At 68.1% G+C, this 20,972-nt stretch carries 19 protein-coding genes; 10 read left to right on the forward strand and 9 right to left on the reverse strand.

Annotated features, from left to right (window positions below; translation table 11 throughout):
• Positions 1-7: 7 nt before the first annotated feature.
• Positions 8-1,171 carry a LysM peptidoglycan-binding domain-containing protein gene (locus VNQ78_RS05920; protein ID WP_325687585.1) on the forward strand — a complete coding sequence of 388 codons (1,164 nt, stop codon included), beginning with the start codon at positions 8-10 and terminating at the stop codon, positions 1,169-1,171.
• Positions 1,172-1,216: 45 nt separating this feature from the next.
• On the opposite strand, the gene VNQ78_RS05925 is transcribed toward VNQ78_RS05920, so the two are convergent.
• The 4 genes from VNQ78_RS05925 to VNQ78_RS05940 form a co-directional block, all read right to left on the reverse strand.
• Entirely contained in the window at positions 1,217-1,699 is a 483-nt protein-coding gene (locus tag VNQ78_RS05925; protein WP_325687587.1) for a hypothetical protein, read from the reverse strand.
• Positions 1,700-1,731: 32 nt separating this feature from the next.
• Positions 1,732-3,129 carry a TolC family outer membrane protein gene (locus tag VNQ78_RS05930; RefSeq protein ID WP_325687589.1) on the reverse strand — a complete coding sequence of 466 codons (1,398 nt, stop codon included), beginning with the start codon at positions 3,127-3,129 and terminating at the stop codon, positions 1,732-1,734.
• A gap of 25 nt (positions 3,130-3,154) precedes the next feature.
• Positions 3,155-3,808 carry a protein-L-isoaspartate O-methyltransferase gene (locus VNQ78_RS05935; RefSeq protein WP_325687591.1) on the reverse strand — a complete coding sequence of 218 codons (654 nt, stop codon included), beginning with the start codon at positions 3,806-3,808 and terminating at the stop codon, positions 3,155-3,157.
• 108 nt (positions 3,809-3,916) lie between these two features.
• Entirely contained in the window at positions 3,917-4,357 is a 441-nt protein-coding gene (locus tag VNQ78_RS05940; RefSeq protein ID WP_325687593.1) for a PaaI family thioesterase, read from the reverse strand.
• Positions 4,358-4,593: 236 nt separating this feature from the next.
• On the opposite strand from VNQ78_RS05940, the gene VNQ78_RS05945 reads away from it, so the two are divergent.
• Together VNQ78_RS05945 and VNQ78_RS05950 are read left to right on the forward strand one after the other, a co-directional pair.
• The gene (locus VNQ78_RS05945) at positions 4,594-5,427 is read left to right on the forward strand and encodes an aldo/keto reductase (protein WP_325687595.1); all 834 of its coding nucleotides are present in this window, start codon (positions 4,594-4,596) and stop codon (positions 5,425-5,427) included.
• Positions 5,428-5,517: 90 nt separating this feature from the next.
• A complete protein-coding gene (locus VNQ78_RS05950) occupies positions 5,518-5,961 on the forward strand; it encodes an RbsD/FucU family protein (RefSeq protein ID WP_325687597.1) in 444 nt (147 codons plus the stop codon).
• Between the two features lie 10 nt (positions 5,962-5,971).
• On the opposite strand, the gene VNQ78_RS05955 is transcribed toward VNQ78_RS05950, so the two are convergent.
• From VNQ78_RS05955 to VNQ78_RS05975, 5 genes are all read right to left on the reverse strand, one after another.
• The gene (locus VNQ78_RS05955) at positions 5,972-6,388 is read right to left on the reverse strand and encodes a hypothetical protein (protein WP_325687599.1); all 417 of its coding nucleotides are present in this window, start codon (positions 6,386-6,388) and stop codon (positions 5,972-5,974) included.
• Positions 6,389-6,456: 68 nt separating this feature from the next.
• Positions 6,457-7,500, reverse strand: a complete 1,044-nt coding sequence (selD, locus tag VNQ78_RS05960) for a selenide, water dikinase SelD (protein WP_325687601.1) — start codon at positions 7,498-7,500, stop codon at positions 6,457-6,459.
• A 1-nt stretch (position 7,501) separates the two neighbouring features.
• Positions 7,502-10,606 (reverse strand): efflux RND transporter permease subunit, encoded by a 3,105-nt coding sequence (locus VNQ78_RS05965; protein WP_325687603.1) that lies wholly within the window; start codon positions 10,604-10,606, stop codon positions 7,502-7,504.
• Positions 10,606-11,829 (reverse strand): efflux RND transporter periplasmic adaptor subunit, encoded by a 1,224-nt coding sequence (locus VNQ78_RS05970; protein WP_325687605.1) that lies wholly within the window; start codon positions 11,827-11,829, stop codon positions 10,606-10,608. Before VNQ78_RS05970 ends, VNQ78_RS05965 begins: the two co-directional genes overlap by 1 nt.
• Before the next feature lie 122 nt (positions 11,830-11,951).
• A complete protein-coding gene (locus VNQ78_RS05975; RefSeq protein ID WP_325687607.1) occupies positions 11,952-12,125 on the reverse strand; it encodes a DUF1674 domain-containing protein in 174 nt (57 codons plus the stop codon).
• Positions 12,126-12,227: 102 nt separating this feature from the next.
• Here VNQ78_RS05975 and VNQ78_RS05980 point away from each other — a divergent pair, with 102 nt between their 5' ends.
• The 7 genes from VNQ78_RS05980 (at position 12,228) to VNQ78_RS06010 (ending at position 20,961) form a co-directional block, all read left to right on the forward strand.
• Complete coding sequence (locus tag VNQ78_RS05980; RefSeq protein ID WP_325687676.1) at positions 12,228-13,481, forward strand: RsmB/NOP family class I SAM-dependent RNA methyltransferase; 1,254 nt, start codon at positions 12,228-12,230, stop codon at positions 13,479-13,481.
• Positions 13,482-13,511: 30 nt separating this feature from the next.
• Positions 13,512-15,158: a heparinase II/III family protein gene (locus VNQ78_RS05985; RefSeq protein WP_325687610.1), complete on the forward strand. Its 1,647-nt coding sequence runs from the start codon at positions 13,512-13,514 to the stop codon at positions 15,156-15,158.
• A gap of 37 nt (positions 15,159-15,195) precedes the next feature.
• Positions 15,196-16,785, forward strand: coding sequence for a bifunctional phosphoribosylaminoimidazolecarboxamide formyltransferase/IMP cyclohydrolase (gene purH, locus VNQ78_RS05990; protein WP_325687612.1), 1,590 nt, complete (start codon positions 15,196-15,198; stop codon positions 16,783-16,785).
• A complete protein-coding gene (gene lspA, locus VNQ78_RS05995; RefSeq protein ID WP_325687614.1) occupies positions 16,785-17,552 on the forward strand; it encodes a signal peptidase II in 768 nt (255 codons plus the stop codon). Before purH ends, lspA begins: the two co-directional genes overlap by 1 nt.
• Positions 17,553-17,584: 32 nt before the next feature.
• On the forward strand, positions 17,585-18,157 hold the full coding sequence (locus VNQ78_RS06000) for a DUF3035 domain-containing protein (RefSeq protein ID WP_325687678.1): 573 nt from the start codon (positions 17,585-17,587) through the stop codon (positions 18,155-18,157).
• Positions 18,158-18,256: 99 nt separating this feature from the next.
• A complete protein-coding gene (locus tag VNQ78_RS06005; protein WP_325687616.1) occupies positions 18,257-19,651 on the forward strand; it encodes a pitrilysin family protein in 1,395 nt (464 codons plus the stop codon).
• The gene (locus VNQ78_RS06010) at positions 19,648-20,961 is read left to right on the forward strand and encodes a pitrilysin family protein (RefSeq protein ID WP_325687618.1); all 1,314 of its coding nucleotides are present in this window, start codon (positions 19,648-19,650) and stop codon (positions 20,959-20,961) included. The genes VNQ78_RS06005 and VNQ78_RS06010 overlap by 4 nt, the downstream gene beginning before the upstream one ends.
• Positions 20,962-20,972: the final 11 nt, after the last annotated feature.

A 20,972-nucleotide genomic window follows, 5' to 3' on the forward strand; every position in this document is an offset into this window, starting at 1 on the left:
AGGGCAGATGGGAAAATTCACGCGGCTCGCTTGTGCCTCCGGTATGGTGGCGGCACTTGTCGGGTGCAGTCCGCAAGGGGGCCTGACGCTTGACCCGGATCTGAGGGGCTGGGGTGGCGGGGGGCTCGATACCGCCGCCGCCGCGGCCGCTGCCGCCCCGCGCCCCGCCCCGGACAGCCGGGGGATCATCAGCTATCCCGCCTATCAGGTGGCGATCGCCCGGCCGGGCGATACCGTTACAACGATCGCCGCGCGGGTCGGGCTGAGCGCGGGCGAGCTTGCCAGCTACAATTCGATCGCGGCGACGGCGCCGCTGGACCCCGGCGCGGTCGTCGCCTTGCCGCGCCGTGTCGCGGCGGGGGCGCCGGTAGCGGCGACGGGGACGCGGATCACCTCGACCACCGGGCAGGTCAGCGATCCCTTTGCCGGGCAAGGCGTGAAGCAGCCGAACGTCCCGCCGCCCGCAGGCGCGGCAGTCGCCGCAGTCCAGCCCGCCGCGACCCAGCCGAAGCAGCATGTGGTGACGCAGGGCGAGACGGCCTGGTCCATTGCACGGAAATATGGCGTCTCGGTCAATGACCTTGCGTCATGGAACGGGCTTCCCGCCAGCATGGCGGTGCGGAACGGCCAGCGCCTGCTGATCCCGGTGGCGGGCAAGGCGCCGCAAGCCTTGGCGACCCTGACCGCCCCCGGCACCGGCAGTCCGACGCCGCGCCCGCCCTCGGCCTCCGAACCGCTTCCGAATGAAAAGACCCAGCCCTCGAACGCGCCGGTGAATGCGCCGACCAGCCCCAATCTGGGCAAGACGCGCACCGCGGCTTCGGGCAATGGCAAGTTCCGCATGCCCGCGGATGGGGCGATCGTCCGCGCCTATCAGAAGGGCAAGAACGAGGGCATCGACATCTCTGCCGCGCCGGGCACCACCATCTCGGCCGCGGGGGCGGGGACGGTCGCGGCGATCACCCGCGACGTGGATCAGGTGCCGATCATCGTGATCCGCCATCCCGACAACCTGATGACGGTCTATGCCGGGCTGGACAATGTCGCGGTCAGCAAGGGGCAGAGCGTCAGCGCGGGAACCGCGCTTGGCAAAGCGCGTAGTCAGGGCGTCATGCATTTCGAGGTGCGCAACGGCTTCGACAGCGTCGATCCCGAGAAATACCTGAACTGACAAAGTTTCGGGGCAGGGGCCGCAGAACGGTCCTTGCCCTTTTTCCTAGCGGCTGGCGGACAGCCCGCGAATGGCCGCCTCCACCTCCTGGCGGATCAGGCTTTGCAGGTTGCGGCTGAAGTTTGCGCCCATCTCGCCTTCCAGCTCATGACGCAGGGCGGTGCGGACAAGCGTTCGAAGCTCCATCTGCGCCGTGTCGCCGGATGCGAGGAACAGGTTCGTCCCGGCCATGTCCCCTTCATCCGCGGGGTCAGGCGCCTCGGGTTCCGCCGCGCGCGCGGGGGCCAGCATCCGGGCAAGGGCGGCCTCGGCTTCGGCGAACTCGGCCTCCTCCTCGGCGGAGAGGTCTGCCTCCTCCACGGATGGCTCCGCCTCGGTCCCTGCCGGCGCGATCTGCTGGCTTTGGGACAGGATCAGCGGGGTGTCGCCGGGCAGGGCGCAGCTGTCCCCGCCCTCAAGCGCGATCATGCGCCGGATCGAGGCCAGAACATCGCCGGCATTGCCGGGTGCGGAAAGCTCAGCCTGCATGGCGTGCCCCCGTTCCGGGGCCGGGTCGGGCGTTATTTCTTGCCGATCGAGCGCAGCACCCGGTCGAGGCTTTCGCCCTGCCGGCTGGTGAAGGGCGCGTCCTGCACCGCGTTGTAATAGGCCATTGGATCATAGGTCGGGATCCCCAGTTTCAGGTTTTCTACCGTCAACAGACCCATAGCGGACAAAAGTTGATAATGCGCTAATTGCAGATTGGCTTCGGCGGTGATCTTGTTCGCCATCGCCTCCAGCACGACTTGTTCGGCGTCCAGAACGTCCAGCGTGGTGCGTGCGCCCAGAAGCGATTCCTCGCGCACGCCGTTATAGGCCTGACGCGCCGCCACGATCTGCTCGTCGATCGCCGAGATCTGGGCGCGGGCCACGTCGATCCCCGCCCAGGACGTGCCGACCGCCTGGTCCACCTGCCGCGCCGTATGGAGAAGCGAGGCCCGCGTCGCGTCGCGCTGCGCCATCGCCTTGCGATGCGCCGACGGCAGGCGGCCGCCGGAATAGATCGTCTGCGACATACTGAGCGACACCGACCCGATATCGGTGGTGGTGGAAACCCCGCCACCGCTCAGCGTTTTGGCGCGCTGGGTCTGGATCCCGGCCGAGCCGGTCAGTTCGGGATTGCGCTCGGCATTGGCGGCGGCGACACCCAGTTCCGAGGCGGCGGTCTCGCGCTTGGCCTGCTGGATCAGCGGATGCGAGCGCTGGCCGATCGCCCGCGCCTCGACGAGGCTGGCGGGCAGCTTGGGCGTCGGCGGCGGCGGAGAGAGGTCGCCGGGGAAATGCCCGGTCATCGCCCGGTAATTCTCGCGCGCGGTCTGCAGATCACCCTGCGCGGTGGCAAGCTCGGCCCGGGCCTCGGCCAGCGAGGCATCGGCCTGCGACACGTCGGTCTGCGTGATCTCGCCGACCTCGAAACGGTCGCTTGCCGCCTGTTGTTCCTGTCCGATCACGCGGACCGAGTTCGCCTGCAGCTCGACCTGCTCGGTGGCGCTGCGGACGTCCAGATAGGCCTGCACCGCACCCAGCAGCACATCCTGTTCCACGCCGACCAGCGCGGCGCGCGTCGCAAGGACGGATTCCTTGGCAATGTCGATCGCGATGGCGCTACGCCCCCAGTCATAAAGCGTCATCTGCGCCTGCAGCGAGAGGCTGGCCGAATTGGCGTCAAACCCCTCGATGTTCTGATAGCTGTAATCCGCGACCCATTGCACGATCGGGCGCAAGGCGGCGATGGCGGCGGCCGCATCCTCGTCTGCGGCGCGCAGGACGGCGCGGTTCTGCTCTAGCAGGGCCGAGTGGCGATAGGCGGCCACCATCGTGTCCGCCAGCGTCTCGGCCTTGGCGGGAAGGGCAGCGGCACCAGCCAGCAAGGCCGCGATCAGCGGCTTGCGCAATTTTTCCAGCTTCCTGCCAAACATGCCCCTGCCCCTTTTTTCGTTGTTTCTACAAGACGAAACCCTGAACCTTGCGGAAGCCCGGCAGAACCGGAGCCTCGGCATGGAATGCAAAGCGCCAGTTGATGCGCCCGTCAACCTTGCGGCCGATCGAGACGGTGCCGAGATTGCCCTCGCGGAAAAGCGCGATGACGCGGCCTCCGTCGCGAAGCTGGTCGGCCAGCGCGGCGGGAAACTCCTCGACCGCGCCCTCGATCAAGATTGCGTCATAAGGCGCCTGGCTCGGATAGCCCTCGCTCAGCGGGCCGGTCACGACCACGGCGTTGAAGATGTCCTGATCGGCCAGCCGCGCCTGCGCCTCGGCGGCCATGGTGGCATCCTCCTCGACCGCGACGACGGCCTGGGCGATGCGCGCGATCAGCGCGGCGGTATAGCCGTAGCCGCCGGCGATGTTCAGGACGAGGTCGCCGGACTGGAGGTCCAGCACTTCCATCATCTTGCCCAGCGTGCGCGGCTCGAACAGCACGCGGCCCGCGCCCAGTTCGATGTTATGGCCCGCATAGGCCACGTCACGGAGGGTTTCCGGCACGAACTGCTCGCGCGGGACGTTGAGCATCGCCTCGATGACGGGATAGCTGGTCACATCGTTCGGACGGACCTGGGTGTCGACCATCATGGTGCGGCGTTGCGCGAAATCGGTCATTCTGCGAACCCTGCTTTCGGTTGCTTTCGCGCCCTATTGCCACGAAAAAACCGCCTCGGCAACGTCACCCTCGCGCTGAGGGGCATCATGGCCGTGATCCTGCGGCGTTCATGCCCCGGTCGCGGCGCGCTCGCGCCACTCCATCACCATCTGGGTCTGGGTGACGATCGCCGCGACCTTGCCATCGCCCCGGGTGATCGTGCTTTGCCAGATCATCGTGGTGCGGCCCTTGTGCAGCGCGACGCAGCGGCCGCGCGCCACATCGCCGATGCGGATCGGGCGCAGGAAATTCGTCTTGCTTTCCATGGTGGTGGTGGCCTGACCCGGCCCCAGATTGATCGTCGCCGCTGTGCCGCCCAGATTGTCGGCAAAGCCGAGGATCGCGCCGCCATGCAGAACGCCATTGCGGTTCGAAAGCTCGGCCGTCGCCTCCATCACGGCCATGACCTCGTCAGGATTGGCCGAAATCAGCCGGAAGCCAAGGAAATGGGCGAAGGCGGGCTGCGCAGCAGCGGCGCTTTGCTGCCGGTCGAGGTCATGCATGGTCATCTCGCTTTTTCGCCATGCTGGACCGTGGGCGCAAGGGCGTCAAGCGATGGCCGGGCCTGCGGCGGCGCCGCGCATGGACATCGGCTGTTCCGAAAACGGGCAGATCGGAGCGGAGGCGGGCAGCCGAGGCGCGGCGCGGGAACTATCCGTTGTTTTCCGTCGGGTCTCTGCGCAACATCCCCTTGTTGGTTCGCGCCGCATCCGGGTCGGTCGCGGCCGCATGACAGGATGAGGGAATGATCCCACGCACCAGGCTGCCCGATGGAGAGACGGTTCCCGCGCTGGGGCAGGGAACATGGATGATGGCCGAGGAGCTTGACGACCGCGAGGCCGAGCTGGCGGCGCTCCGCCGGGGCCTCGACCTCGGCATGACGCTGATCGACACGGCCGAGATGTATGGCGAGGGCGCGGCCGAGGAGCTTGTCGCCGAGGCCATCGCCGACCGCCGGGACGAGGTCTTTCTGGTCAGCAAGGCCTATCCCTGGCATGGTTCCGCCCGCGAATTGCCGCTGGCCTGCGCGCGCAGCCTCAAGCGGCTGGGAACCGACCGGATCGACCTTTACCTGCTGCATTGGCGGGGCAAGGTGCCGCTGGCGGAGACCATCGCCGCGATGGAGAAGCTGCGCGATCAGGGCCATATCCGGCATTGGGGCGTCAGCAATTTCTCGATCGCGGACATGGAGGAGCTGATGCAGGCCGGCGGCTGGCGCTGCGCGGCGAATCAGATCCTCTACAACATGACCCGGCGCGGCCCGGAATGGGATCTGCTGCCCTGGCTTGACCGCGGCGGGATCCCCGCCATGGCCTATAGTCCGGTCGAGCAAGGGCGGCTGGCGTCGCATCCGCAACTGGTCCGCATGGGGGCGGAGCTGGGCCTCAGCGCCGCGCAGCTTGCTTTGGCATGGGTGCTGAACCGGCCGGGGATGATCGCGATTCCCAAGGCAGGTCGGGTCGAACATGTCGAGCAGAACCAGCGCGCCGTCGCCCTTGGCCTGCCGCGCGACGTGGTGCTTGAGCTTGACGACCTTTTCGCGCTTCCTCCCGGCCCCCGCCCGCTCGAGATGATCTGAACCGGGCGGCATTGACGGCGGCGGTCCGAGGGCTTCTTTTGGGGCAGCCCCGTTCGGACGAAGGGGGCCAACAAGACTGGAGGCTTTCCTATGCTCAAGGGCATTGATCCGCGCATTTCACCCGAACTGCTCTATGTGCTGGCGCAGATGGGACATGGCGACGATCTGGCAATCGTGGACCAGAATTTTCCCGCGACCAGCATCGCCCGCGGCCTGCCCCATAACCGGGTGTTGACGATCGGGTCGCGCCTGAACGTCGCGGTGACGCTGGTGACGAACCTGATGCCGCTCGATCCCTTCGTGCCCGCGGCTGCGACGACGATGCAGGTGGTCGACGACCCCGAGGCGGTGCCCGAGGCGATCGCCGAAACCATCCCGATCATCGAACGCGCGGGTTCCTCGCTGCAATCGATCGACCGCTTCGGCTTCTATGACTACGCGCGGGCGAGCTTTGCGATCCTGCAATGCGTGGACACCCGGCTTTACGCCAACATCATCCTCAAGAAGGGCGTCCTGCCCCTGATTGCCCGCTGAGGCGGGGATTCTAGCAGGCGGGCGCCGGCTCGGGCCGTCCCATCAGGTCGAGGCCGCGCGCAGTCGGGGCATTCCAGGTCCTGGTGTGCCGCGTCGCGCCCGAGGGGTTCGTCCCGATCATCGAGCCGCCCGTGCCCCCTGTCCATCCGGTCGAGCCGGAATTCGAGGGTGCCGTGCCATCGCTGGTCGCGGCCTCGGGCGTCGCCGGCTCGGCCTTGGCGGCGGCGGGCGGGCAGTTCCCGGGTTCCGCGGCGGCGGTCCTTGTTGCCCCTTCGGCCGGAGCAGGCGTGGCGGGTGCTTCGGTCCCCGCCGGCGCCGTGACGGGCGCGGGTGGCGGGGTCGGCGCGGTCTGGGCCGAAACCGGCGCGGCGGCTGACGCGGCCAGAAGGCCGATGACAAGCAGGCGGGGCAGGAAATGGCTGTGCATGGGCTGTTCCCTCCGTGATGGCAGGGGAACGCGCGGTGCCGGCGACGGTTCCCCCACCTGCCGGGGGATCAGGCCACGGTGATACCCGGCGCCCCCGCTTCGGTCCTGCCGATGATCGCGGCCAGCGGAAAGCCCGCGGCGCGGATCTGGCTCAGCAGATCCTCGGCCGCCTCCGGCGCGCAGGAGACGAGAAGCCCGCCCGAGGTCTGGGGATCGGTCAGCAAGGCGCGCCGCCAGTCGGGCAGACCGGCGGGCAGCGTCACCTCGGCGCCATAGGCGGCCCAGTTCCGGGTCGAGGCGCCGGTGAAGAACCCCGCCTCGGCCAGTTCCGCCGCGCGGCTCAAAAGTGGCAGGCGGTCAAGGTCCAGCCGCAGGCGCAGGCCTGCACCGCGCGCCAGTTCCAGCCCGTGACCGAGGATGCCGAAGCCGGTCACATCGGTGATCGCGTGGACATCCGCCCGCTTCGCCAGATCGCTGCCGATCCGGTTCAACGTGGTCGCGCTCGCCACCATCTCGTTGATGCCGGCCTCGTCCAGCGCGCCCTTCTTGATCGCGGCGGAATAAATGCCGACGCCGAGGCCCTTGGTCAGGATCAGCGCGTCACCGGGTTTCGCATCGGCATTGCGGCGCAATTCGGACGGGTGGCAGAGGCCGATCACGGCAAGGCCGTAGATCGGCTCGGGCGCGTCGATGGAATGGCCGCCGGCGACGGGGATCCCGGCCTCGGCGCAGATCTCGCGCCCGCCTTCGAGGATCTCGCGGATCTGGGCCGGGGCCAGCTTGTCGATGGGCATGCCAAGGATCGCCAGCGCCATGATCGGCCGCCCGCCCATGGCATAGATGTCCGAGATCGCGTTCGTCGCGGCGATGCGGCCGAAGTCGCGCGGATCGTCCACCATCGGCATGAAGAAATCGGTCGTGGCGATGACGCAGGTATTGTCATCGACCTGCCAGACCGCCGCGTCATCCGCCGTCTCGGTCCCGACCAGAAGCTGCGGAAAGACCTGCGTGACGGGCTGATCCGCCAGCAGTTCCCGTAGGACCGAGGGGGCCAGCTTGCAGCCGCAGCCGCCGCCATGGGCCAGCGATGTCAGGCGGGGGTGTTCGTTCATCTCATTGCTCCTTCTTGGCGCGCGGGTCGGTCAGTTGGCGCACCGTAACGTAGAAGCCCGGCACCAAGAAGATGCCAAGGAAGGTCGCGGCGATCATGCCGCCCATCACCCCGATCCCGATCGAGTTCTGCGCCCCCGCGCCCGCGCCCCGGGCGACCGCCAGCGGCAGCACGCCAAGGATGAAGGCCAGCGAGGTCATCAGGATCGGGCGAAGCCGCTGGCGTGCGGCCTCGATCGCGGCCTCGACCGCCGTGCGCCCGCTGTCCTGCAACTCGCGCGCGAACTCGACGATCAGGATGGCGTTCTTCGCCGCAAGTCCGATGGTGGTGAGGATGCCGACCTTGAAATAGACGTCATTCGCCTGACCGAAGCTCAGGGCCGCGATCACCGCGCCGAGGACGCCCACCGGCACCGCCAGCATGACCGAGAAGGGGATCGACCAGCTTTCGTAAAGCGCCGCCAGCGACAGGAACACCACAAGGGCGGACAGCGCGAACAGATAGGGGGCCTGATTGCCCGCCTGCCGCTCCTGATAGGAGAGGTCGGTCCAGGCAAGGCCGTAGCCACCCGGAAGCGCCGCGACCATCTCTTCCATCGCGTCCATTGCCGTGCCGGAGCTGACGCCAGGACCGGGCTGCCCCTCGATCGAGATGGCGTCGATCCCGTCGATGCGGGCAAGGCGCGGCTCGACCGGTTCCCAGCGGATGGTCATGAAGGCCTTGAAGGGCACCATCTCGCCATCCGAGTTGCGGGCATACCAGCTGTCCACGTCCTCGGGCTGCATCCGGTTCTCGGCCCGGCCCTGCACCACGACCGGCCGCAACTGCGCGCCAAGTGCGAAATCGTTGACCTCGGTTCCCGAGAAGATCGTCGACAGCATCGAGTTCACCGCCGGGACCGAGACGCCGAAGCTTTCCGCCTTCTGCTGGTCGATGTCGATCCTGAGCGCGGCCTCGTCCTCCGAGGCGCCGCTTTCGGTATTCTGGACGCGGCTGTCCTGCCCGGCATTCTGCTCCAGCAGATCGGCGGCGGCGGTCAGTTCCTCGATCCCGCCGCCGGACTGGTCGAGCAGGTAGAAGGTGAAGCCCGACGAATTGCCCAGACGCGGGATCGCGGGCGGCTGCAGGAAGGTGATCCGCCCGGCGCGATGGCCCGCGAAATGCGCATTCGCCCGCTGCGCCACGGCCGAGGCCGAAAGCGTGCTGTCGCTGCGCTGGTCGAAATCATGCAGCTTGACGAAGATCATGGCCTGGTTCTGCGCCGTGCCGGAGTAGCCGAAGCCCATGGCGACAAAGACCGATTCCACGGCGGCCTTCTCGTCGTTCAGCATATAGGCCTCGATCTCCTGCACCACGGCGGCGGTCTGCTGCGCGGTCGAGCCTTCGGTCAGGGTGATCCGCGATTGCAGCACACCCTGATCCTCGGTCGGGATGAAGGTCGTGGTCAGCCGCCCGAACATGTCCAATGCGGCAAAGCTGATCAGGGCCAGCACGATCATCACCAGGAAGGGGCGACGGAGGGTCCGGCGCACGGTCGCGGTATAGCCGCGCGTCACCCGGTCGAAGCCGTGGTTGAACCAGCGCGCCGGGGCAAAGCGTATCTCGCCATGCGCGGGCCGCAGCAGGCTTGCGCACATCGCGGGCGTCAGGATCAGCGCGACCAGCAGCGAAAGCGTCATGGCCGTGATGATCGTGACCGAGAATTGCCGGTAGATCACCCCGGTCGAGCCGGCCATGAAGCCCATCGGCAGGAACACGGCCGACAGGACCAGCGCGATCCCGACCAGCGCGCCGCTGATCTGGCCCATGCTCTTTTCGGTGGCCTCGACGGGGCCGAGGCCGTCCTCGGCCATGACGCGCTCGACATTCTCGACCACGACGATGGCGTCATCGACCAGAAGGCCGATGGCGAGGACCATGGCGAACATGGTCAGCGTGTTCACCGAATATCCCAGCGCGGCCAGCATTCCGAAAGTGCCGAGCAGCACCACCGGGATCGCGACGATCGGGATCAGCGTCGCGCGCCAGTTCTGCAGGAACAGCAGGATGACGAGGAAGACCAGCACGATGGCTTCCAGCAGCGTGTGATAGACCTTCTCGATCGAGAGTTCGACGAAGGGCGCGGTGTCATAGGCGATATGGATCTCGACGCCCTCGGGCAGGGCGTTCTTCAGCCCCTCCAGCGTGGCGCGCACGCCCTCGGCCGTCTCGACCGCGTTCGCCCCGGTGGCGAGGTTCACCCCGAAGCCCGAGGCGTTCATGCCGTTGAAGCGGGAATCGCGGCCATAGCTGGTCTGGCCGATCTCGACCTCAGCCACGTCGCCAAGGCGCACGGCGGCGCCGTCCGATCCGGTTTTCAGCAGGATGTTCTGGAAATCGTCGACCGAGGTGAGCTGGCTTTGGGCAGTGATCGTCGCGGTGAATTGCTGGCCCCGGACGACCGGCTGGCTGCCCAGATCCCCGACCGAGACGGTGCTGTTCTGCTGCGCGACGGCGGTGGTGATGTCGGTGGGCGTCAGCTGGAACTGTGCGAGGCGCAGCGGGTCCATCCAGATCCGCATGGCATAGCCCGAACCGAAGACATTGACGCCGCCGACCCCTTCGGCGCGCTTCACCGGCCCCTCGACCACCTGCTCCAGCAGGTTCCCGAGTTCGATGGTCGAATGCGTGCCGGTGGTCGAGACCAGCGCGCCCACCATCAGGATCGACGAGGAGGACCGGGTGACGTTGACGCCGTCATTCTGGACCGGCGTGGGCAACCGCCCCTCGACCGAGCGGACTTTGGATTGCACCTCGTTCAGGGCATCGACCGGATCGACGCTGTCGTCGAAGGTCATGGTGATCGTCGCGCGCCCCTGCGAGGAGTTCGAGACGGTATAGAGCAACCCGTCAAGCCCGGTCAGCGCGTCCTCGATCGGGGTCGTGACCGAGTTCTGGACCGCCCGCGCCGTGGCCCCGGAATAGTTCGCGGTAATGCGGATCGTGGTCGGCGCGATGTCGGGATATTGCGAGACGGGCAGGCCCAGCAGCGACCAGCCGCCAATCAGCATGGTCACGATGGCCAGAACCCAGGCGAAAACCGGGCGGTGGATGAAGAAGCGGGCCATCAGTTGCCGCCCGCGGCTTTTTCCGGCGCATCCGGCGCATCAGCCGGGGCGGGTTCCGTTCCTTCGGCCTCGACCTCGCGGACCACGCCTTCCTCGTCGATGCGGACGGGGACGGTCGTGACCTTGGCGCCGACGCGCAGGTTGTCGAGCCCGTCCAGCACCAGCTGCTCGCCCGGACTGATGCCTTGGTTGACGACCCAGCTGTTGCGATAGGTGGTCTGCGCGCTCAGCGTGACCTGCTGTGTCTCGCCGTCGCGCACGACAAAGGCGGTCAATGTTCCGTCCGAGGCGCGGCGCGTCGCGCGCTGCGGCACCAGCACGGCGCGGGTCGATCCCAGCGTCATCTCGACCCGAAGGAACTGGCCGGGCAGGATCAGCCGGTCGGGATTGTCGAATTGCAGCCGGATCGGCACGGTCCCGGTCGTCGGCGAAACCGCGATGCCGGGGCTGACGATGCGGCCCGCGCCCTTGTATTCCTCGCCGGTTTCCAGCGTCAGCTGCGCCTGAACCTCGCCGGTGCGGGTCAGGCGGCCACGGTCGATCTGGGCGCGGTTGCGCAGGATGCTGGCGCTCGATTCCGAGACGTCGACATAGATCGGGTCAAGCTGGGTGATCGTCGTCAGCGCCTCGGACTGGCTCGCGGTCACGAGATCGCCCACCGACACTTCGGCCACGTCGGCCATGCCGTCGATCGGGCTGGTGATCCGGGTGCGGTCCAGCGAAAGCTGGGCCGAATCGCGCGCGGCCTCGGCGGCTTTCAACGCGGCCTCGGCCTGTTTCAGCGCGACTTCGGCGGCGGCGCGGTCGACGGCCGAGACGCCCGACCCTTCCAGCCGGCGATAGCGCGTCACGGTATTCTCGGCCTCGGTCAGGCTGGCCTCGGCCCCCGCCACCGCCGCATCGGCCGCGGCCAGCGCGGCGGCCAGCGTCTCGGGGTCGATGCGGAACAGCAGATCGCCCGCCTTGACCGGGCGGGCGGGATCATAGCTGATTTCGAGGATCTCTCCGCCGACCTGTGGACGGATCCCGGTCTGTTGATAGGCGATGGCTCGGCCGGGCAGGGTGATGGTATAGGGCACATCCTCTTCCGAGGTGATCATGACCCCGACCTCGCGGGGGCCTTGCTGGCCGCCCTGACGGTGCTGGGCCAGTGCCGGTGTCGCTGCCAATACCGGAACGAGCAGCAGCGCCGCCCATTTCGACATCGTTTGGCCAAAAGTCATCTGCCGATCCTTGCGGTTGGGTGTGAGCGACTCTCTAGCCGCTGAACCCCAATGGCAAGTAAATGGCAGCGGCGCCGGTCATCACGGATTCGCCATCGGCCGTGAAGGGCGCGCGGGCCGCGTCAGAAATCGACGCAGATGCCCTTCTTTTCATAGTCGCCGAAGCGCACGGGTTCGGGACCGTCGCGCCCGCCAAGCTCGGTCGGCAGGTCGAGGGGCGGGGCATTGCGGCGACGCTCCTCTGCCTCGGCGAGGGCGCGCGCTGCCGCGGGCGGCAGTTCCTTGCGGTCGGTCATGGCGGTTTTCCCTGCATCACGCTAAACCCGGCTAATCTAGGCAAGGTGAAGCATTTGAACAAGACGCGCAGGACGGCACATGCCGCAGGGTCCGGCAAACGCATGGAAAGCGGCGATCCCGCACGGCAGGGGGCGCTGCGACTGCTTCAGGCGGTCGAGGAGGGCGCGACGCTTGATGAGGCGTCCGGCCTGACCGAGGCGCTGCCGCCCTCCGCCCGCGCCCGCGCCCGCCGCCTCGCGCTGGAGGTGCTGCGGCGGGGCGACCGCGCCGATGCGCTGCTGGCCCCGATGCTGGCCCGCAAGCCCCGCCCCGATATCCGCCGCATTCTGCGCCTTGCCACGGTCGAGATGCTGGCTTTGGGCGAGGCGCCGCATGGCGCGGTCAACGCCGCCGTGACGCTGTGCCGGGGCCTTGGCGGCAAGGGGCAGGCCGCGGCGGGCATGGTCAATGCGGTGCTGCGCAAGGTCGCGGCTGCCGGCGATGACTGGGCCGCGTTGCAACCCCGCCGCCTGCCCGACTGGCTGCGCGGTCCGGTGGCCGGTCAATGGGGCGAGGCGGTCGCCATGGCGATCGAGGCCGCGCATGAGGCGGGCGCCCCCCTCGACCTCACGCCGAAATCCGGCGAGGCGCCCGGCGAGGCGCTGCCGACCGGCTCCTTCCGTCAGCCTGCGGGCACGCAGGTCAGCGCCCTGCCGGGCTATGAGGCCGGCGAATGGTGGGTGCAGGATGCGGCGGCGGCACTGGCGGTGCGGGTGCTGGACCCGCAACCGGGCGAGCGTATCGCCGATCTTTGCGCCGCGCCGGGCGGCAAGACCATGCAGCTTGCCGCCGCCGGGGCCGAGGTCGTGGCGCTGGATATTTCCGAATCCCGGCTGGCGCGGGTGGCCGAGAACCTCGACCGCAGCCAGCTTTCGGCGCAGCTCGTCGCGGCGGATGCGCTGGAATGGCGGCCGGACGTGGCCCTTGATGCGATCCTGCTCGATGCGCCCTGTTCGGCGACCGGCACCATCCGCCGCCATCCCGAATTGCCGCTGATCCGCGACGGCAGCGCCCTTCCCGGTCTTGTCGAATTGCAGGCCCGGCTGATCGACCACGCGCTGGAGATCCTGCGGCCCGGCGGGCGGCTGGTTTACGCCACCTGCTCGCTGCTGCCGGCCGAGGGCGAGGACCAGATCGCTGCCGCTCTTGCCCGCCACCCCGAGGTCGAGATCGAACCGGCGGAAACGCCCGGCATCGACCCGGCATGGCTGACGCCTGAAGGTGCGTTGCGGCTGCGCCCGGACCTGTGGCCGGATCGCGGCGGCATGGACGGCTTCTTCATTGCGCGCTTGCGGAAAAGGCTTGCAAAGTCCTAAACTTGCCGCGTCCCAGCGAGTGCGGCAGAGATGAATGACACGCCCTCCCCCCGCGGCTTCCTGCGCCGGCCCGAGCCGAAGGCGATCGGCCATGCCGGCCGGGGCGAGCAGATCATCGCGGGCGGGATCCATCTGGGCGGCATGACGCTGAGCGGCGATTTCTTCGCCGCCAGTGTGACGCCGACCATCGCGGCGGAATTGCATGGCTTCGGCTGGCTCGACGATCTGGCGGCGGTCGGCTCGCCCAAGGCGCGCTCGGTCGCGCAGGGCCATGTCTTGCGCTGGCTGCGCGGCCATCGCGTGCCGCATGGCGATGCGCCGGAATGGCAGGCCGATGTGGCGGGGCGGCGGCTGCTGCGCTGGATCTTCCATGCGGGCATGATCCTGCCCGGTCTGGATCGCGACGGGGCCGAGCCTTATTTCCGCTCGCTCGACCAGCACCTGACCCATCTCAGGGGCAGCTGGTATGACTGCCCCGACGGCCTGCCCCGGCTGGAGGCGCTGGCGGGTCTTGCCGTCGGCGCCATGTCCTTGCGCGACCGCCACGCCATCGCCGGTCCCGCCCTGATCGCGCTGGCCGAGGAAGCGGATGCGATGGGCGTGGGCACGCTCTCGCAATCCCGCGCGCCAGAAGTGCTGCTGGACGCCATGGCGCTGCTGGTCTGGGCGCAGGAGATTGCCGACGAGGCGGGGATGGATTCGCCCGCGGAGCTGCGCACCATCATCGCCGAGATCGCGCCGATGCTGCGCGCGCTGCGCCATGCCGATGGCTCGCTGCCCCGGTTTCACGGCGGCGGCAGGGGCGCGGCGGGCCGGCTTGACCGCTGCCTGCGCGCGGCCGAGGGAGCGGCGCTGCCCGCGCATGGCCTCGCCATGGGCTTCGCCCGCATGGCGCGGGGCAGGACGACGCTGATCCTCGACGCCGCGCCGCCGCCGGGCGGGCCGGCGGCGATCCGCGCCCATGCCTCGACCCTTGCCATCGAGCTGACCGTGGCGCGCCAGCCCTTGATCGTGAGTTGCGGGCCGGGCGATGGGTTCGGCCCGCTCTGGGCAAGGGCCAGCCGCGCGACCCCCTGCCATTCCGCGCTCTGCCTCGAGGGGCTGTCCTCGTCCCGCCTGAACCCGGCGAGGCAGGAGGGCGAGCCCGATATCCTGACCGAGCGTCCGGGCCTCGTCTGGGCCGGGGATTGCGATGCGCTGGGGAACCTGACCGCCCCCGATTGCGGACCCGCCCATTCGCAGGAGCCGGCGCATCTGCTGGCGGGCCATGACGGCTGGCTGGACAGCCACGGCCTGACCCATCTGCGCGAGCTTTGGCTGTCCCCCGAGGGCGCGAGGCTTCAGGGCGAGGATTCGCTCGCGGCTTTGGACGCGACGGCGCAATCGCGCCTCGACCGGACGCGGCCGCAAGGCGGGCTGGCCTTTGACATCCGCTTTCACCTCGACCCCGAGATCGAGGTCTGGCAGGAGGGGGAGGAGGTGGTGCTGACCCTCCCGACCGGCGACATCTGGCGTTTCAGCCATGACGGGGTCGGCAAGGTCGCGGTCGAGGACAGTTGCCTTCTGGATCGCAGCGTCGCCAAGCCGCGTCCGACGCGCCAGATCGTGCTTTCCGCGCATTTGCAGGGCCGCGCGATCCAGATCGGCTGGACCTTCGCGCGTTCCGGCGCTAGGTGACGGGCAAATCCGCGATCCAATACGGGGCCCCCGACCGATGACCGACCGCATTCCGCTGAAGCGCGCGTTGATTTCCGTTTCCGACAAGACGGGACTGATCGACTTCGCCCGCGCCCTCGCCGCGCGTGGCGTCGAACTCCTCTCGACCGGCGGCACCGCCAAGGCGCTGCGCGAGGCCGGGCTGGCCGTGATCGACGTGGCGCAAGTCACCGGCTTCCCTGAGATGATGGATGGCCGGGTCAAGACGCTGCACCCGGTCGTGCATGGCGGCCTGCTGGCGCTTCGCGACAATGCCGAGCATATGGCCGCAGCCAATTCGCATGGCATCGGCATGATCGACCTGCTGGTCGTGAACCTCTACCCGTTCGAGGAGACGGTCGCGAAGGGCGCCGATTACGACGATTGCATCGAGAATATCGACATCGGCGGCCCGGCGATGATCCGCGCGGCCTCCAAGAACCATGCCTTCGTCAGCGTCATCGTCGATGTTCAGGACTATCCGGCGCTGCTGGCGGAACTGGACGCGAATGACGACACGACCTCCTATGCGTTCCGCCAGCGGCAGGCCCAGATCGCCTATGCGCGGACGGCCGCCTATGACACGGCCGTGTCGAGCTGGATGGCCGCCGCCATCGGCGAGGAAAACCCGCGCCGCCGCAGCTTCTCGGGCGAGCTGGCGCAAACGCTGCGCTATGGCGAGAACCCGCACCAGTCCGCCGCCTTCTACAAGGACGGCTCGAACCGTCCGGGCGTCGCCACCGCGAAGCAGTGGCAGGGCAAGGAACTCAGCTACAACAACATCAACGACACCGACGCGGCTTTCGAGCTGGTGGCCGAGTTCGACCCGGTCGAAGGCCCGGCCGTCGCGATCATCAAGCACGCCAATCCCTGCGGCGTCGCGCGCGGAACCACCGCCGTCGAGGCTTACCGTCGCGCCTATGACTGCGACCGCACCTCGGCCTTTGGCGGTATCGTCGCGCTGAACTGCACGCTGGACGCCGAGACCGCCCGAGCCATCACCGAGATCTTCACCGAGGTCGTCATCGCCCCCGACGCGACCGACGAGGCGCGAGAGATCTTTGCGGCCAAGAAGAACCTGCGCCTTCTGACCACCGGCGGCCTGCCGGACCCGGCTGCGGCCGGCACCTCCTTCCGTCAGGTCGCGGGCGGCTTCCTTGTGCAGGGGCGCGACAATGGCCGCGTTCTGCGCGACGACCTGAAGGTCGTGACCAAGCGCCAGCCGACCGAGGCGGAACTGAGCGACCTTCTGTTCGCATGGACGGTCGCCAAGCACGTCAAGTCGAACGCCATCGTCTATGTGAAGGGCGAGGCGACCGTGGGCGTCGGTGCGGGCCAGATGAGCCGCGTCGATTCCACCCGCATCGGCCGGCGCAAGTCCGAGGACATGGCCGAGGCGCTGGGTCTGACCGAGGCGACGACCGTGGGTTCGGTCGTCTCCTCCGACGCGTTTTTCCCCTTTGCCGACGGGATCGAGGCGCTGGCGGCTGCGGGCGCCAAGGCCGTCATCCAGCCCGGCGGTTCGATGCGTGACGCCGAGGTGATCGAGGCCGCCGACCGTCTGGGTCTGGCCATGGTCTTTACCGGCCAACGGCACTTCCGGCACTGATGAGCCCGGCCCCCGCGACATCGAAGCCGCGGAAGTCTCCGGCGGCGACGCGCAAGGGAGGCGCCTCCAAAAAGGCGCCCGGTCCCTCGGTCTGGCGCAAGGTGGCGCTGACCGCGCTGGCGGTCTTTGTCCTTGATCAGGTGTTGAAATATCTGGTCGTGCATGTCCTGAAGCTTGACCGCGTGCGCGAGATCGACGTCCTCGATCCCTGGCTGAACCTGCGCATGGCCTGGAATCAGGGCATGAATTTCGGCCTTTTCTCCAGCGATGTCGATGTGATGCGCTGGGTGCTGATCGGCATTGCGGTCGCTGTCTGCCTCTGGGTCGGGATCTGGGTCGGCCGCACGAAACCAAGGACTTTCGCGCTGATTTCCGCCGGGATGCTGATCGGTGGCGCGCTGGGGAATGTCGTCGACCGGCTGCTTTACGGCGCGGTTGCCGATTTCCTGAACATGTCGCTGCCGGGCTGGCGCAATCCCTACAGCTTCAACGTGGCCGATATCGCGATTTTCCTTGGCGCGATGGGCCTTGTGCTGCAACCGCCGGAAAAGCAGGCTCCGGCCAAGGCCCGCCGCCAGCCGACGAAGCCGCGCGAGCCGAAGCCGCGCCCCGCTGCCCCGCCCGAACCGCCGGCCCCAACCCCGGCGCCGCGGCCTGCTTCTCCCGCCCGAACGGCACCTGTCGACGGCAAGGGTCAGGGCGAACTCATGCTGGAGGAGCCGCCCCGCGACGACAAGCCCCGTGACGAGCCGGGCAATTCACGCTAAGAACGGCGCAAGACGAAGATGAGGGACGGATGATGCGGGCAATTGCGCTGACCATGACCATGCTGCTGCTGGCCGCGTGCAGCAGTGATCCGCAGCTGATGAACCTCAGCACCGGGCGATCCGGCCCGGACGAATTCGCGATCCTGCCGACGAAACCGCTCTCGATGCCGCCGGACCTGAACGCGCTGCCCTCGCCGACGCCGGGCGGCTCGAACATCACCGATCCGACGCCCGAGGCCGATGCCGTGGCCGCGCTTGGCGGCAATCCCGGCCAGCTTTCCGCGCAGGGGATCGGCGCGGCGGACGCGGCGCTCGTGGCCTATGCTTCGCGCCTTGGCTCGGATCCGGGGATCAGGGCCAGGACCGCTCAGGAAGATCTTGCATGGCGCAGCAGCCATTCCCGCCGCGCGCTTGAGGTCGTGGCCCGCACGGATGTCTATTACCGCGCCTATGATGACATGACGCTGGACAGCTGGAGCGAGCTCAAGCGCTGGCAACCGACCGGTGCGCGGATTCCGGCGGCTCCGCCGAACGATGGCGAAACGGACCGCCAGAAGCAGATGAGGCAGATCGGCGGGCAGGCGCCCCAGCTTGCCGGGGACTGATTTTCGCGCGACAATCACGCCGAGATGACGGGTTGCTGACTTGCGCGACCCTCGGTCAAGGGGCAGGGTCGGGCAGCGACCCGGAACCGGAGCCTGCCCATGACTATACTGACGCGCCTCTCGCCCTTCGTGCTGGCGCTGGCCGCGACACCCGCGCTGGCCGAGATGCCCAAGGGCATCAGCCATTTCACCCTCGATAACGGCCTCGAGGCCGTGGTGATCGAGGATCACCGTGCCCCGGTCGTCGTCCAGATGGTCTGGTACAAGATCGGCTCGGCCGATGAGCAGCCGGGCAAGTCCGGCATTGCGCATTACCTTGAACACCTGATGTTCAAGGGGACCGACAAGCTGGGTCCGGGCGAGTTGTCCAAGACCGTGACCGCCAATGGCGGCATGGACAATGCCTTTACCAGCTATGATTACACCGCCTATTTCCAGCGCATCGCCTCGGACCGCCTGCCGCTGGTGATGGAGATGGAATCCGACCGGATGCAGAACCTGCGTATCGGCGAGGATGACTGGCAGGCCGAGCGTCAGGTCGTGCTGGAGGAGCGTTCGCAGCGCACCGACAGCGATCCCGGCGCGCAATTCTCGGAGGAGCGCAGCGCCGTCCAGTTCTATAACCATCCCTATGGTCGCCCGGTGATCGGCTGGCGGCAGGAGATGGAGGGGCTGACCCGCGATGATGCGATCGCGTGGTATGACGCGCATTACGCGCCGAACGATGCCGTCCTGATCATCGCAGGCGACGTCACTGCGGAACAGGCGAAGGAACTGGCCGAGAAATATTACGGCCCCGTGCCTTCCAAGCCCGACGCCACCCGCAAGGCCCGCCCGCAAGAGCCCGAGCAGCGCGCCGACCGCCGGATCGAGCGCAGCGACCCTCGCGTCGCCCAGCCCGTGCTGGTCCGCACTACGCTCGCGCCCGAGCGTAATGCCGGCGACCAGAAGCAGGCCGCGGCGCTGAGCGTGCTGGCCGAATTGCTGGCCGGATCGCCCCAGACCTCGGTTCTGGCCCGCGACCTCGTGCTGACCGGCAAGGCGCTTTACGTCGATGCTGCCTATGACGGGCTGACCGTCGATCCGACGACCTTCGGCCTGTCGCTGGTCCCCGGTCCCGGCGTCAGCAACGAGGATGCCGAGGCTGCGCTGGACGCCGCCTTGCAGAAGTTCCTTGAGGACGGCCCGGACACCCAGCAGCTTGAGCGGGTCAAGACCCAGATCCGCGCCTCGCGCATCTATGCCCAGGATTCGGCGCATGGCCGGGCCTATGACTATGGCCAGGGCCTGTCGATCGGGCTGGGAATCGAGGATGTGAACGACTGGCCCGACATTCTTGGCGCGGTCACGGCGGATGAGGTTCGCGCCGCCGCGAAGCTCGTCCTCGACAATCCGGCCAGCGTCACCGGCTGGTTGCTGCCCGAAGCGGGTGCGGCCAGCGCCGATGCCGCCACGACCATTCCCGCCGCCGCCACGACCGAGGAAGTCCAATGATCCGCGCGCTTGCCACATTCGTCTTTGTCGCGCTGGCCTCGCTTCCGGCGCGCGCCATCGAGATTCAGCAGATCACCTCGCCCGGCGGCATCAAGGCATGGCTGGTCGAGGATCATTCGATCCCCTTCACCGCGCTCTCGCTGATGTTCAAAGGCGGGGCGAGCCTCGATGCGCCCGAAAAGCGCGGGGCAATCAGCATGATGACGGCGCTGCTCGAGGAAGGCTCGGGCGAGATGAACTCGGTCCAATATGCCGAAGCCGTCGAGGGGCTGGGCGCGATCACCCGCTTTGACGCTGGCGATGACGCGCTGACCGTCAATGCCCGCGCCCTGACCGAGAACCGGGACCAGGCCGCCGACCTCTTGCGGCAGGCTTTGACCGAGCCGCGCTTCGATCCCGACGCGGTCGAGCGGATCCGCGCGCAGATCCAGTCGGTGATCCGCAGCGAGGCGACCGACCCGAATGCCATCGCGAACAAGGAACTGGCGCGGCAGGCATGGGGCGATCATCCCTATGCCACCTCGGTCAACGGGACGGCGGAAAGCATTGCCGCGATCACCCGCGATGACCTGCTCGACGCGAAGAACCGCATCCTCGCCCGCGACCGGGTGGTGGTGGCCGCTGCCGGCGACATTGATGCCGCGGAGCTGGGCAAGCTGATCGACCGCATCCTTGGCGGGTTGCCCGAGGCCGGGTCGGTGCCGCTGCCCGAACCTGCCAAGCTGCAACTGACCGGCGGCGTCACCGTGATCGACTGGGACAGCCCGCAAACCGTGGTCAGCTTTGCCCAACCCGGCCTGCCAATGTCGGACCCGGATTACTTCGCGGCTTTCGTCGCCGACCATATCCTTGGCGGCGGCGGCTTCTCGTCGCGGCTGATGGACCAGATCCGTGAAAAGCGCGGGTTGACCTATGGCGTCGCGACCGGCCTCTCGAACGGGGTCTATGGCGAGACGTGGATGGGCGGCATGGCCAGCGCGAACCAGAAGGTCGCGGAAGCCATCGGCCTGATCCGGCAGGAATGGGACCGCTTCGGCGAGGCCCCGGTCTCCGAGAAGGAGTTGAACGACGCCAAGACCTATCTGACCGGCGAATATCCCCTGCGCTTCAACGGGAATGGCCAGATCGCCAGCATTCTGGCCGGGATGCAGTTGATCGGCCTGCCGGCGGATTACGTCAACACCCGCAACTCGAAGATCGAGGCGGTGACGGCCGAGGATGTGCAGCGGGTCGCCAAGCGTCTCCTCCATTCCGACCAGATCCGCTTCGTGCTGGTCGGTCGCCCCGAGGGGATCGAGGCCACGAACTGACGAATCCTTTC

Origin of the sequence: Paracoccus sp. (in: a-proteobacteria) (assembly GCF_035556475.1) — a bacterium.
Classification (GTDB): Bacteria; Pseudomonadota; Alphaproteobacteria; order Rhodobacterales; family Rhodobacteraceae; genus Paracoccus.

Excerpts from the sequence above, each read along its gene's own strand:
- VNQ78_RS05920 (WP_325687585.1), top strand. The coding sequence starts at position 8 with ATGGGAAAATTCACGCGGCTCGCTTGTGCCTCCGGTATGGTGGCGGCA.
- VNQ78_RS05925 (WP_325687587.1), bottom strand. The coding sequence starts at position 1,699 with ATGCAGGCTGAGCTTTCCGCACCCGGCAATGCCGGCGATGTTCTGGCC.
- VNQ78_RS05930 (WP_325687589.1), bottom strand. The coding sequence starts at position 3,129 with ATGTTTGGCAGGAAGCTGGAAAAATTGCGCAAGCCGCTGATCGCGGCC.
- VNQ78_RS05935 (WP_325687591.1), bottom strand. The coding sequence starts at position 3,808 with ATGACCGATTTCGCGCAACGCCGCACCATGATGGTCGACACCCAGGTC.
- VNQ78_RS05940 (WP_325687593.1), bottom strand. The coding sequence starts at position 4,357 with ATGACCATGCATGACCTCGACCGGCAGCAAAGCGCCGCTGCTGCGCAG.
- VNQ78_RS05945 (WP_325687595.1), top strand. The coding sequence starts at position 4,594 with ATGATCCCACGCACCAGGCTGCCCGATGGAGAGACGGTTCCCGCGCTG.
- VNQ78_RS05950 (WP_325687597.1), top strand. The coding sequence starts at position 5,518 with ATGCTCAAGGGCATTGATCCGCGCATTTCACCCGAACTGCTCTATGTG.
- VNQ78_RS05955 (WP_325687599.1), bottom strand. The coding sequence starts at position 6,388 with ATGCACAGCCATTTCCTGCCCCGCCTGCTTGTCATCGGCCTTCTGGCC.
- selD (WP_325687601.1), bottom strand. The coding sequence starts at position 7,500 with ATGAACGAACACCCCCGCCTGACATCGCTGGCCCATGGCGGCGGCTGC.
- VNQ78_RS05965 (WP_325687603.1), bottom strand. The coding sequence starts at position 10,606 with ATGGCCCGCTTCTTCATCCACCGCCCGGTTTTCGCCTGGGTTCTGGCC.
- VNQ78_RS05970 (WP_325687605.1), bottom strand. The coding sequence starts at position 11,829 with ATGACTTTTGGCCAAACGATGTCGAAATGGGCGGCGCTGCTGCTCGTT.
- VNQ78_RS05975 (WP_325687607.1), bottom strand. The coding sequence starts at position 12,125 with ATGACCGACCGCAAGGAACTGCCGCCCGCGGCAGCGCGCGCCCTCGCC.
- VNQ78_RS05980 (WP_325687676.1), top strand. The coding sequence starts at position 12,228 with ATGGAAAGCGGCGATCCCGCACGGCAGGGGGCGCTGCGACTGCTTCAG.
- VNQ78_RS05985 (WP_325687610.1), top strand. The coding sequence starts at position 13,512 with ATGAATGACACGCCCTCCCCCCGCGGCTTCCTGCGCCGGCCCGAGCCG.
- purH (WP_325687612.1), top strand. The coding sequence starts at position 15,196 with ATGACCGACCGCATTCCGCTGAAGCGCGCGTTGATTTCCGTTTCCGAC.
- lspA (WP_325687614.1), top strand. The coding sequence starts at position 16,785 with ATGAGCCCGGCCCCCGCGACATCGAAGCCGCGGAAGTCTCCGGCGGCG.
- VNQ78_RS06000 (WP_325687678.1), top strand. The coding sequence starts at position 17,585 with ATGCGGGCAATTGCGCTGACCATGACCATGCTGCTGCTGGCCGCGTGC.
- VNQ78_RS06005 (WP_325687616.1), top strand. The coding sequence starts at position 18,257 with ATGACTATACTGACGCGCCTCTCGCCCTTCGTGCTGGCGCTGGCCGCG.
- VNQ78_RS06010 (WP_325687618.1), top strand. The coding sequence starts at position 19,648 with ATGATCCGCGCGCTTGCCACATTCGTCTTTGTCGCGCTGGCCTCGCTT.